The 10,895-nt window shown below is 65.4% G+C and carries 10 protein-coding genes; 6 read left to right on the top strand and 4 right to left on the bottom strand.

Annotated features, from left to right (window positions below; genetic code table 11):
* The 3 genes from QN413_RS22645 to QN413_RS22635 all read right to left on the bottom strand — a co-directional run.
* The coding region (locus tag QN413_RS22645; protein ID WP_323498851.1) for an efflux RND transporter permease subunit at positions 1 to 1,833 on the bottom strand (1,833 nt) is incomplete at its 3' end.
* The gene (locus QN413_RS22640; protein WP_323498850.1) at positions 1,830 to 4,967 is read right to left on the bottom strand and encodes an efflux RND transporter permease subunit; all 3,138 of its coding nucleotides are present in this window, start codon (positions 4,965 to 4,967) and stop codon (positions 1,830 to 1,832) included. The genes QN413_RS22645 and QN413_RS22640, both read right to left, overlap by 4 nt.
* A complete protein-coding gene (locus QN413_RS22635; RefSeq protein WP_323498849.1) occupies positions 4,964 to 6,523 on the bottom strand; it encodes an efflux RND transporter periplasmic adaptor subunit in 1,560 nt (519 codons plus the stop codon). Before QN413_RS22635 ends, QN413_RS22640 begins: the two co-directional genes overlap by 4 nt.
* 249 nt (positions 6,524 to 6,772) lie before the next feature.
* Here QN413_RS22635 and QN413_RS22630 point away from each other — a divergent pair, with 249 nt between their 5' ends.
* The 6 genes from QN413_RS22630 to QN413_RS22605 all read left to right on the top strand — a co-directional run bounded on the left by QN413_RS22630 (position 6,773) and on the right by QN413_RS22605 (position 10,437).
* Positions 6,773 to 7,300: a DUF6622 family protein gene (locus QN413_RS22630; RefSeq protein ID WP_323498848.1), complete on the top strand. Its 528-nt coding sequence runs from the start codon at positions 6,773 to 6,775 to the stop codon at positions 7,298 to 7,300.
* Positions 7,301 to 7,370: 70 nt separating this feature from the next.
* Positions 7,371 to 7,694, top strand: a complete 324-nt coding sequence (locus tag QN413_RS22625) for a 2TM domain-containing protein (RefSeq protein ID WP_323498847.1) — start codon at positions 7,371 to 7,373, stop codon at positions 7,692 to 7,694.
* Between the two features lie 32 nt (positions 7,695 to 7,726).
* The gene (locus QN413_RS22620) at positions 7,727 to 8,785 is read left to right on the top strand and encodes a sensor histidine kinase (protein WP_323498846.1); all 1,059 of its coding nucleotides are present in this window, start codon (positions 7,727 to 7,729) and stop codon (positions 8,783 to 8,785) included.
* A 60-nt stretch (positions 8,786 to 8,845) separates the two neighbouring features.
* Positions 8,846 to 9,115: an AbrB/MazE/SpoVT family DNA-binding domain-containing protein gene (locus QN413_RS22615; protein ID WP_323498845.1), complete on the top strand. Its 270-nt coding sequence runs from the start codon at positions 8,846 to 8,848 to the stop codon at positions 9,113 to 9,115.
* The gene (locus tag QN413_RS22610; protein ID WP_323498844.1) at positions 9,102 to 9,482 is read left to right on the top strand and encodes a type II toxin-antitoxin system VapC family toxin; all 381 of its coding nucleotides are present in this window, start codon (positions 9,102 to 9,104) and stop codon (positions 9,480 to 9,482) included. Before QN413_RS22615 ends, QN413_RS22610 begins: the two co-directional genes overlap by 14 nt.
* 34 nt (positions 9,483 to 9,516) lie before the next feature.
* The gene (locus QN413_RS22605) at positions 9,517 to 10,437 is read left to right on the top strand and encodes a LytTR family DNA-binding domain-containing protein (RefSeq protein WP_323498841.1); all 921 of its coding nucleotides are present in this window, start codon (positions 9,517 to 9,519) and stop codon (positions 10,435 to 10,437) included.
* Between the two features lie 100 nt (positions 10,438 to 10,537).
* Here QN413_RS22605 and QN413_RS22600 read toward each other — a convergent pair whose 3' ends face one another.
* Positions 10,538 to 10,882, bottom strand: a complete 345-nt coding sequence (locus QN413_RS22600) for a hypothetical protein (protein WP_323498840.1) — start codon at positions 10,880 to 10,882, stop codon at positions 10,538 to 10,540.
* Between the last annotated feature and the right edge of the window lie 13 nt (positions 10,883 to 10,895).

The raw sequence follows: 10,895 nt of genomic DNA, 5'->3' as shown, positions 1-10,895 counted from the left end.
CCCCCCGGCCCGCCCGCCACCGGTGAAGCCGATCACGGTGTCGACCGCTTCGTCCTTGCGGATGATGTCGACCACCTGCCGCAACTTGGCCGCCATCGCTTGCGACGAGATGCTCTGGTCGGCACGCAGGCCGCCGTTGAGTTGCCCGCTGTCCTGCTGCGGAAAGAACCCCTTGGGTGCCGCACTGAACAGGTAGACGTTGAGGCCGATGACCGCCAGCAGGATGAGCATGACCAGCGCCTTGCTGTCGAGCGCCCAGTCGAGGCTGGCTTCATAGCGGCGCAGCACCCAGTCGTAGCTGCCGGCAGCCATGCGGCCGACGCGTCCCGGCGGCTTGTCGTTCGCATGCTCGCCACCGGGCTTGAGCAGCCACGCGCACATCATCGGCGTGGTGGTCAGCGAGATGACCAGCGAGATCATCACGGCGGCCGACAACGTGACCGCGAACTCGCGAAACAGGCGCCCGGTTTGCCCGCCCATAAACAGCAACGGAATGAACACCGCCACCAGCGACACGCTGATCGACAACACCGTGAACCCGACCTCTTTGGCGCCGAGCAGCGCCGCCTTCATGCGCGACATGCCGGCATCGATGTGTCGGCTGGTGTTCTCCAGCACCACGATGGCATCGTCGACCACGAACCCGGTCGCCACTGTCAGCGCCATCAGGCTGAAATTGTTGAGGCTGAAGCCCAGCAGGTACATCACGCCGAATGTCCCCAACAGCGCCACCACGGTCGCTACTGCGGGCACGATGGTCGCGCGCACGCTGCGCAAGAACAAGCTGACGACCAGCACCACCAGCAACACCGAGATGATCAGCGTCACCTCGACTTCATGCAGCGAGCTGCGGATCGAATTGGTGCTGTCGGATGCCACCTGCAACTGCACGTCGGGCGGCAATTGCGCCTGCAGTTCCGGCAGCAGTGCTCGCACGCTGTCGACGGTCGCGATGATGTTGGCCGAAGGCTGGCGCGTGATGAGCACGATGATCGCCGGTTCGCCGTTGAAGAGGCCGAGCGTGCGGGTGTCTTCCACGCCGTCATTGACTTCGGCGACGTCTTGCAGCCGTACCGCTGCGCCGTTGCGCCAGGCCACGACCATCGGTGCGTAGTCGCTGGCTTTAAGGGCCGGTGTCTGCGTGTAGATCTGCAGCTTGCGGCCGTCGCCCTGCACTGCCCCCTTGGGCCGATTGGCGTTGGCAGCCTGAATGGCAGCGCGAACGTCTTCGGTACTCACGCCATAGCGGTTCAGCGCGAAGGGCAGCAACTCGATGCGCACTGCCGGCAACGAGCCGCCGCCGATTTCGACATCGCCCACACCATCGACTTGCGACAACCGCTGGCTCACGATGTTCGACACCGCGTCGTAGATCTGGCCCGGCGTCTTGGTCTTGGAGGTGAGCGCCAGGATGATGACCGGAGATGCCGCCGGGTTGGCCTTGCGGTACGTCGGATTGCTGCGCAGCGTGGCCGGCAAGTCGACGCGGCTGGCGTTGATGGCGGCCTGCACCTCGCGCGCGGCGCCGTCGATGTTGCGGCTCAGGTCGAACTGCAGCGTGACCCGCGCCGAGCCGACCGAACTGGTCGACGTCATTTCGTTGACGCCGGCAATGGTGCCCAGGTGCCGTTCGAGCGGCGTCGCGACGCTGGTCGCCATGGTCTCCGGGCTGGCGCCGGGGATGGAAGCGCGCACCGAGATCACCGGATAGTCGACCTGCGGCAGCGGCGACACCGGCAGCACGAAGAAGGCCGCGATGCCGGCCAGCGCGACACCGACGGTCAGCAACACCGTGCCGATAGGTCGACGAACGAACGGCCGCGACAGGTTCACGCGGGCGCTCCGTCTTCATCGAGATCGGCTTCGGGCTTGCGGCGACGGCTTTCACCACCGAGCCGATCGAACGCCAGATAGATGACCGGCGTGGTGAAGAGCGTGAGCAGCTGGCTGACGATCAGTCCGCCGAAGATGGCGAGGCCGAGCGGCCGGCGCAACTCCGCGCCCTCGCCGAAGCTCAGCATCAGCGGCACGGCAGCGAACAAGGCCGCCAGCGTCGTCATCAGGATCGGTCGAAAGCGCAACAGCGCCGCCTGGTGAATCGCCTCTTGCGCCGACTTACCCTGCGTGCGCTCGGCATCGATCGCGAAGTCGATCATCATGATCGCGTTCTTCTTCACGATGCCGATCAGCAGGATGATGCCGATGATGCCGATCACGCCCAGGTCGTTGCCGGTGATCATCAACGCCAGCAGCGCGCCGACACCGGCCGATGGCAGCGTCGACAAGATCGTGAGCGGATGCACGTAGCTTTCGTACAGCACGCCCAGCACGATGTAGACGCACACCACCGCCGCCAGGATGAGCCAGAGCTGATTCGACAGCGAGCGTTCGTAAGCGCCCGACGCGCCGAGGAAGGTCATGGTCACGCTGGCCGGCAGGCCAATCTCCTTGGCTGCGGCGCGAATCGCATCGACCGAGGCGCCGAGCGACACACCCGGCGCGGTGTCGAAGTTGAGCGTGCTGGCCGGGTACTGCGCCACGTGCGTGATCTGCAGCGGCGCCTGCTGCTCGGTGATGCTGGCGATCGCCGACAAAGGTGTCGCTACGCCCGAGCCGGCGATGAGGTTCAGGTCGCCGAGCTTTTGCGGCGTGTTCACCAGGCCGGGCTGCGATTCAAGGATCACGCGGTACTGGTTGGTCTCGGTGAAGATGGTCGAGACGATGCGCTGGCCGAAGGCGCTGTAGAGCGCATCGTCGACCGAACTTGCGGTAATGGACAGCCGCGCGGCGGTGTCGCGGTTCACGTTGACGAAAGCGGCCAGGCCCTGCGCGCCGGCATCGCTGCTGACGTTGCGTACCTGCTTGACCGTCTGCAGCCGGTCCACCAGCCGGGTCATCCACTGCGTGATGATGGCGCTGTCGACACCTTCGAGCGACGCGCGAAATTCGGTCGGCCCGGTCTCGGCATCGATGGTCAGGTCCTGCGTCGGCTGCAGGTACAGCGTGACGCCGGCGACGGCCTGCGCCCGGTCGCGCAACCGGTCCATCAGCGCCTGCTGTTTGCCATGGCTGGCGCGCAGGTTGATGAGCATGCTGCCGTTATTGAGCATCGTGTTGTTGGCCGCATCGACACCGACGAACGAACTCAGGCTTTCGACATCCGGATCTTCGAGAATCGCCTTGGCAGCGGCTTGCTGCAGTTGCGACATGCGATCGAACGACACGTCTTGCGACGCCTGGATGCGGCCCTGCAACTGCCCCGTGTCCTGCGTCGGAAAGAGGCCTTTGGGAATGCTCAGGTACAGCGCCACCGTGATGACCATCGTGAGCAGCGCGACCACGAGCGTCAGCGCCTGGTGCGCGAACACCCAGTGCAGCGAACGGTCGTAGCGGACCATCACGCCGGAGAAGAAGTTTTGAAGGCGCGCAGCGAACCCCGTCTTGCTCGGGGTGTTCGGGTTGCTCGGTTCCGCCTTGTGCGGCTTGAGCCAGCGCGCCGACATCATCGGCACCAGCGTGAGCGATACCACGGCGGAGATCAGGATCGTGATCGCCAGCGTGACTGCGAACTCGCGGAAAAGCCGCCCCACCACATCACCCATGAAGAGCAGCGGAATCAGCACGGCGATGAGCGACACCGTCAGCGAAATGATCGTGAAGCCGATCTGCGCTGCGCCCTTGAAGGCCGCTTGCAACGGCCGCTCGCCCTCTTCGATGTAGCGCGAGATGTTCTCGATCATCACGATGGCGTCGTCGACCACGAAGCCGGTCGCGATGGTCAACGCCATCAGGCTCAGGTTGTTCAGGCTGTAGCCAAGCAGGTACATCAGCCCGAAGGTGCCGATGAGCGAGATAGGCACCGCGATGCTGGCGATGACGGTGGCGCGCAGGCTGCCGAGGAACGCGAAGATGACCAGCACCACCAGCACGACGGCCAGGACGAGTTCCATCTCGACGTGCTGGACCGATCCGCGAATGCCCGAGGTGCGATCGCTCAGCACTTCGATCTTCAGGCCGCTCGGCAAGCCAGCCTGCAGATCGGGCAACTGCTTCTTGATGGCGTCGACCGTGGCGATGACGTTGGCACCCGGCTGACGCTGCACATTCAGGATGATGGCTGGGTGCAATTTCCCGTTGGTGCCGGCCCAAGCGCTGAGCTGCGTGTTCTCGGCGCCGCTGACCACTTGGGCCACGTCGATCATGCGAATCGGCGCGCCGTTCTTGTACGTGACGATCAGGTTCTTGTAGTCGTCGACGGTCAGCAACTGGTCGTTCGAATTGATCGTGTAGGCGCGCTTGGGCCCGTCGAAGCTGCCCTTGGCACCGTTCGAATTGGCCGCGCTGATGGCGGTGCGCAGCGTATCGAGCCCGATGCCGTTGGCCGCCAGCGCCTGCGTGTTGGCCTGGATGCGAACGGCAGGACGTTGTCCGCCGCTGAGCGACACCAGACCGACGCCCGAAACCTGACTGATCTTCTGCGCGAGTCGCGTGTTGACGAGGTTCTGCACCTCGGTCAGCGGCAACGTTTCCGATGTGATGGCGAGCGTCAGCACGGGCGCATCGGCGGGATTCACCTTGGCGTACACCGGCGGTGCCGGCAGGTCGGCCGGCAGCAGCGAGCCGCCGGCGTTGATGGCGGCTTGCACCTCTTGCTCCGCCACATCGAGCGTTTGCCCGAGCGAAAATTGCAGCGTGATGATCGACACGCCCGCGGCGCTGGTCGAACTCATGCGGTCGAGCCCCGCCATCTGGCCGAACTGCCGTTCGAGCGGCGCGGTGACCGTGTTGCTCATCACCTCCGGGCTGCCGCCGGGGTACAGCGTCTGCACCTGGATGGTCGGGTAGTCGACCTGCGGCAACGCCGACAACGGCAGGAAGCGGAACGACACCAACCCGGCCAGCACGATGGCCACCATCAGCAGCGAGGTCGCTACCGGCCGCAGGATGAACGGGCGCGACGGACTCATTGCGCCGGCCGGCGTTCCGACAGGCGCTGCCAGCGTTCGAGCGCGGCCGGCTCGCCGCGGTCGATGGCTTCGAGCAGGCGCTTGCGACGCTCGAGCTGTTCGGGGTTGTCCTTGACCGCATCGAGCAGGCGCTGGCGTTCCTCGGCGGTGGGCGGCTTGATGGCAGTGGTGGCGGTCGTGCCGCCGGAGGCCATCGGAGTGGCCGTCGAACCGGCGGGTGGTGCAACAGGAGCGGCCGAAGTGCCTTGCCGCCGGCCACTGGCGGCCCCCGATGCCGCACCCGCCGGCCGATCGACCGTGGTCTGTACGCGCGCGCCGTCCTTCAACCGGTCGCCGCCTTCGGTCACGACCTCTTCGCCGGACTTCAGGCCCGACATGATCGCCACGTTGTCGACGCTCGATTCGCCGCGCGTCACCGGACGCTGGCTCACCGTCTTGTCTTCGTTGATGACGTAGACGTAGTCGCCATTCGGCCCATGCCGCAGCGCCGTCACCGGCACGACGACGGCGGCGCTGATGGTGCGCATCAGCAGCCGCACGTTGACGAACTGGTTAGGGAACAAGGCCGAGTCGGCATTGGCAAAGCGCGCCTTCGACTTGACCGTGCCGGTGTTCGTATCGACCGAGTTGTCGAGCGTCGAGAACATGCCTGTCGCGAGTTGCTTGATGCGGGTGCGGTCGAGCGCAGTGGCCGGCAATTGCGCGCCAGCCGCGAGCCGTTGCTGGATCTCTGGCACGCAGTCCTGCGGCACCGAAAACGCCACGTCGATGGGCGACAGTTGCGTAATGACCGCGACCCCGGCCGTGCTGCCGGTCGATACGTAATTACCGGCATCCACCGGTCGCAAACCGACCCGGCCGCTCACCGGCGCGACGATGCGCGCGTAGTTCAGGTTGAGCTTGGCGGTGCTTTCGTTGGCGCGGTCGATGGTGACGGTGCCTTCGAGCTGCTTGACCAATGCGGCCTGCGTGTCGACGTCTTGCCGTGCGATCGAGTCCTGCCCGAGCAGCGTGCGGTATCGCTCCAACGTGACTTTTGCTGCCGACAACTGGGCTTCATCGCGCTGCCTGGCGCCAGCCGCCTGCGACAGCGCGATCTGGAACGGCGCCGGATCGATGGTGGCGAGCACGTCGCCCTTCTTGACCATCTGGCCCTCCTTGAAGAGCACCGCGGTCAGCACGCCCGCGACCTGCGGCTGCACCGTGACGTTGGCCAGCGGCTGCACGGTGCCGAGCGCGTCGAGCTGGATCGGAATGTCAGCCTGGCGCGCAACCGCGAAACCGACCGTGTTTTGCGCCCCTGCGCCGCCTGGGCCGCCCGGACCTCTCGCGCCGGCACCGCCCGGTCCACCGGGGCCACCTGGACCGCGCCCGCCCGCACCCGGCGCACCGGCTGCCGGCTCCTTCGAGCGCTGGACCAGGTACCAGGCGCCACCGCCCAAAGCCACCAGCAAAAGAATCGCGAGCACGGCACCCACCCAGCGACGGCGACGGACCGGCGGATGGGTGGGCGACACGGAGGCGGGAAGAGGCTCGGGGGGAGTGTGTGGATCCATCGGGATTCGGTCAGCGTGAATGGGCTCAGAGGAGGCACCCGGAGTACAGCGCAGGATGGTATCGCCCCGCCTTGACTTGCCGTAAAGGTTCGGTAAAGCCCATGCGGCGTGTCAGCCACTTCGTTCCATCCGCGCGCTTTGCGCCGCTCTTTTGCATCCGGCGCCGCTCTTTTGCGTTCTGTCGCATACCGCTCGCCGTGGGGGCGACGAATGACGAGAGTCACCCCATCGTTTTTTCTGGAGAAAACCATGCTGCTGCAAATCGTCACTCACACCCCACGTTGGGTTTTCGGCCTCTTCGTGCTGCTGGTCTGGCTCGGCTGCAAGCAGCTGATGTCGGGCCGCGTGAGCCTCGTCAAGGTCACGGTCATGCCGGTCGCCATGACGGGCCTCGCGGTCTACGGCGTGGCGTCGGCCTTCGGCGCATCGAACACAGCTGGCCCGGCTGCGCTGCTCGCCTGGGCCGCCGCAGCAGCAGTGCTGCTCGCCGTATCGATCCGCCAGCCGCTGCACGCCAACACCCGCTACAACGCCGAGGCCCGTGCGTTCGACGTGGCCGGCAGCGCCGTTCCGCTGATGCTCATGATGGGCATCTTCTTCACCAAGTACGTCGTCGGCGTCAGCCTGTCGATGCACCCGGAGCTGGCCCATCAGACGCCTGTGGCGGTCGGTATCAGCGCGGTGTATGGCACCTTCACCGGCATCTTCGTCGGCCGCGCCGCCCGCTTGTGGAAGCTGGCGATCCGCACCGACCGCGGAGTGGCCAGCGCCGCCTGATCTGTCGAATCCAGCCCACTGCCCCTTCACCCATTCAGCCATCCACCCACTCAGATCGAGGAGACACACCATGTCTGCTGCCGCCCACTTCAACGACGCCACCCGAGCCACCGCGGCCGGCCGCATCGACCAGCTCGCACGACGCCGCGCCAAGGCCAAGATGGGCTGGTTCGCCCACGCGACGATCTTCACCATCGTCAACCTCGGGCTCATCACGCTGTCGCTCCTCACCGGTCGTTTTTGGGCGCTCTATCCGCTGCTCGGGTGGGGTGTGGGACTGGCCATGCATGGCGTCTCGGTCTGGGCCTTGCCGCACGGCGGCGCCTTGATGGAACGCATGGTCGATAAAGAACGCGCCCGGCTGTCGGGCACGCCGCGCGGCGACCTGTGGTGAGTCTGGGCCTTCTTCGTCCAGAATCTGCCGCCATGAACATTCAATGGCGCGACCTCCTGCGCCACTATCTCCAGGTGGTGGCGTTTTGCAGCGTCATCGCCGTGCTGACCACCGCGATCTGGCCGCGCAAGAGCTATCTGGTTCAGCTCGGATACTCGCTTGCGGTCGGCACCGTCACCTGGGCGGTCATCGATTTCGGGCGCTATGTTTTCGACGAGCGCAATTGCCATCGCGACAGCGCAGGAGGGCACGGCTGGCCCAAAGGCTGGCGCGGCGCGCTGCTGGCGGCGGTCGGCGTTGCCTGCGGCTTCTTTATTGGAGAGCCGCTGGGCAACCTGTTGCTTGGCGACGGCGTCGTGCCGTCTGCACAAGACAGCCGCATCAGCCTCGTCATCACGCTGGTCGCGGGTGCCGTCGGCACCTTCTACTTCTTCACGCGCGGCAAGGCGGCAGCGTTGATCGCAGAGAGAAACGCTGCAGAGCGCGATGCGAGCGAGGCCAAGCTAAAGCTGCTCGAAACGCAGCTCGAGCCGCACATGCTCTTCAACACGCTGGCCAATTTGCGCGTGCTCATCACGCTCGACCCGCCGCGTGCGGTGCAGATGCTCGACCACCTCAACGGCTATCTGCGGGTGACCTTGAGCGGCTCGCGTTCGGTGGCCCATCCGCTGTCGGCCGAGTTCGACCGGCTGCGCGATTATCTGGAGCTGATGTCGATTCGCATGGGCCCGCGCCTTCGCTACACGCTGGAGCTGCCCGACGATTTACGCGACGTGCCGGTGCCGCCGCTGTTGCTGCAGCCGCTGGTCGAAAACAGCATCCGGCATGGGCTGGAGCCGCAGGTAGAGGGCGGCGAGATCGTCGTGCGCGCACGTCGCGAAAGCAAGGCCAGCGCCGGCAAGCTGCAGATCGCCATCGAGGTGCGCGACACCGGTGTTGGGCTGGGCGCGGCGCCGCCATCGGAAGGCGGCGGCTTCGGGCTCGCGCAAGTGCGCGAGCGGCTCGCGACGGTGTACGGCGCGCGGGGCCGACTCGAGATGGCTGCGGCTGCAGACGGTGGTACGCGTGCGGTGGTGACGTTTCCGATTTAGCGGCGACAGGTTGCGAAGCTGCGTTTTTTATTACCGCGGTAATGTGATAGTCTGCCCAGCATGATTCATGCCCATACCAAACTCACCTCGCAAGGCCAGGTTTCCGTCCCGGCCGCGGTCAGGCGCGCCTTGGGCCTGACGCCCGGCACCGTGCTCGAATGGGTCGAAGAGAAGGGCCGCATCGTCGTGAAGCGCGCTACTCGCCACGATTCCCAGGCGGTTCACGACGCGTTGTTTCCTGAAGGTGCCACACCCGTCCAGGCGAAGTCGCTGGAAGATTTGAAGCAAGGCATCCGCCAGCGCATGAAACGCCGCCATGCGGGCGGTTGATACCAATGTGCTCGTGCGGCTCCTTGTGCGAGACGACGCTCGGCAGGTGAAGCTTGCGGAGGTGTTTGTCGACGGCAACGCATGGATATCGCAGCTAGTGCTGGCTGAGACGATGTGGGTGCTGGAATCGGTTTACGACCGAACCCCTGTGCAACTCGCGGCGGCTCTTGAAATTTTGCTGGAACACAAAACGTTGACCCTGCAAGATGCCGATACGGTCGCCGCAGCTTTGCAGAATTTCAAGCGCAAACCAGCTTTGGGCTTCTCCGATTGCCTGGTGCTGGAGATTGCCAGAAAGGCGGGGCACACGCCGCTGGGCACTTTCGACAAAGGGCTTGCCAAGCTCGCGGGCGCGCAACAACTTTGAAGGTTTGACATGACTGCGTCAGGACGTTGAAGCCATGCAGAATCCCACAGCCCTCATCGCCGAAGACGAACCCCTGCTGGCCCAGGCACTGCGCGCTGAGCTAACCGCCGCATGGCCCGAGCTCGACGTGGTCGCCATCGTCGGCGACGGCCGCAGCGCCGTGAAAGAAGCGCTTCGCTTGCTGCCAAAAATCCTGTTCTTCGACATCCGCATGCCCGGCCTCGACGGCCTCGGCGCCGCGGCTGAACTGGCGGACACGTGGCCGACCGACGAAGTACCGATGCCGCAGCTCGTGTTCGTCACGGCCTACGACGAGTACGCGACACGCGCGTTCGAGGCGCAGGCCATCGACTACGTGTTGAAGCCGGTTCAGGGCGATCGGCTGCGCAAGACGGTAGCGCGACTGAAGCAGGCGGTGGCGATGTCGACGGCAACGCATAGCCCGGCCGAATCCGTCGCGCCGCAGCAAACTGCCGCACTCGAACAGACCTTGGCGCAATGGCGTCAGTTGCTCGCTGCCGCAGGCGCCAGCGCTGCCGGGCCGGCGGGGTTGCTCTCACCCAGTACGCTGCCGGGCACGTTACAGGGCGCGTTCGCAGGATCGACTGCCCCATCGGCCGTCGCCCCGCTCAAATTCATCGCCGCGAGCGACGCGGGTGGCGCCACCGTTCGCATGGTGCCGATGGACGAAGTGCTGTACTTCGAGGCGGCCGACAAATACGTTCGCGTGCTCACTGCGGCGCACGAATATCTGATCCGCACGCCGCTGAAGCAGTTGATGCCGCAACTCGATGCCAACATGTTCTGGCAGGTGCATCGGGCGGTCGTCGTGCGCAGCGATGCCGTCGACTCGGTGCACCGCGACGAAGCCGGCAAGCTGCATCTGCTGTTGCGCGGTCGGCCGGAGAACATCGCGGTCAGCCGCCTCTACGCCCACCTGTTTCGCGCGATGTAAGCCCGTGCGGGGCCGACCGTTCGGCCTGCTCGGCTCCATTCGAGCAACAAAAAAGCCGACCCTCTTTCGAAAGTCGGCTTTGGTGTGAATCAGCCTTGGATCAATAACCGCGGTAGTAACCGTGGCCGTGACCATGGCCATGACCGCGGTAGTAGCCCGGCGCCGGGCCGTAGTACACCGGGGGCGCGTTGTAATAAACCGGTGCCGGACGGTAATAGACCGGCGCTGGCTCGTAATACCGCGGCGGCGCGTTGTAGTAGACCGGCGCGGGGGCTGCATACATCGGTGCCGGCGCGTAGTACCCGGGAGCAACGCCAATCGCCAGACCCGGCAGGTTGATGCCAACCGAAACGCCAGCATTTGCCGCGGAGCCTGCGAACAGTGCGCCCGCTGCGACAGCCGCAGCAGCAGCGAACTTGAAGAAGGTAGAACGGTTGAGGTTCATGGTGGACTCCTGT

This window comes from Variovorax sp. LG9.2, assembly GCF_035018885.1.
In the GTDB taxonomy this organism is placed as follows: domain Bacteria; phylum Pseudomonadota; class Gammaproteobacteria; order Burkholderiales; family Burkholderiaceae_C; genus Variovorax.
This window is presented reverse-complemented; position numbering and strand designations above follow the sequence as displayed.

Excerpts from the sequence above, each read along its gene's own strand:
- QN413_RS22640 (WP_323498850.1), bottom strand. The coding sequence starts at position 4,967 with ATGAGTCCGTCGCGCCCGTTCATCCTGCGGCCGGTAGCGACCTCGCTG.
- QN413_RS22635 (WP_323498849.1), bottom strand. The coding sequence starts at position 6,523 with ATGGATCCACACACTCCCCCCGAGCCTCTTCCCGCCTCCGTGTCGCCC.
- QN413_RS22630 (WP_323498848.1), top strand. The coding sequence starts at position 6,773 with ATGCTGCTGCAAATCGTCACTCACACCCCACGTTGGGTTTTCGGCCTC.
- QN413_RS22625 (WP_323498847.1), top strand. The coding sequence starts at position 7,371 with ATGTCTGCTGCCGCCCACTTCAACGACGCCACCCGAGCCACCGCGGCC.
- QN413_RS22620 (WP_323498846.1), top strand. The coding sequence starts at position 7,727 with ATGAACATTCAATGGCGCGACCTCCTGCGCCACTATCTCCAGGTGGTG.
- QN413_RS22615 (WP_323498845.1), top strand. The coding sequence starts at position 8,846 with ATGATTCATGCCCATACCAAACTCACCTCGCAAGGCCAGGTTTCCGTC.
- QN413_RS22610 (WP_323498844.1), top strand. The coding sequence starts at position 9,102 with ATGCGGGCGGTTGATACCAATGTGCTCGTGCGGCTCCTTGTGCGAGAC.
- QN413_RS22605 (WP_323498841.1), top strand. The coding sequence starts at position 9,517 with ATGCAGAATCCCACAGCCCTCATCGCCGAAGACGAACCCCTGCTGGCC.
- QN413_RS22600 (WP_323498840.1), bottom strand. The coding sequence starts at position 10,882 with ATGAACCTCAACCGTTCTACCTTCTTCAAGTTCGCTGCTGCTGCGGCT.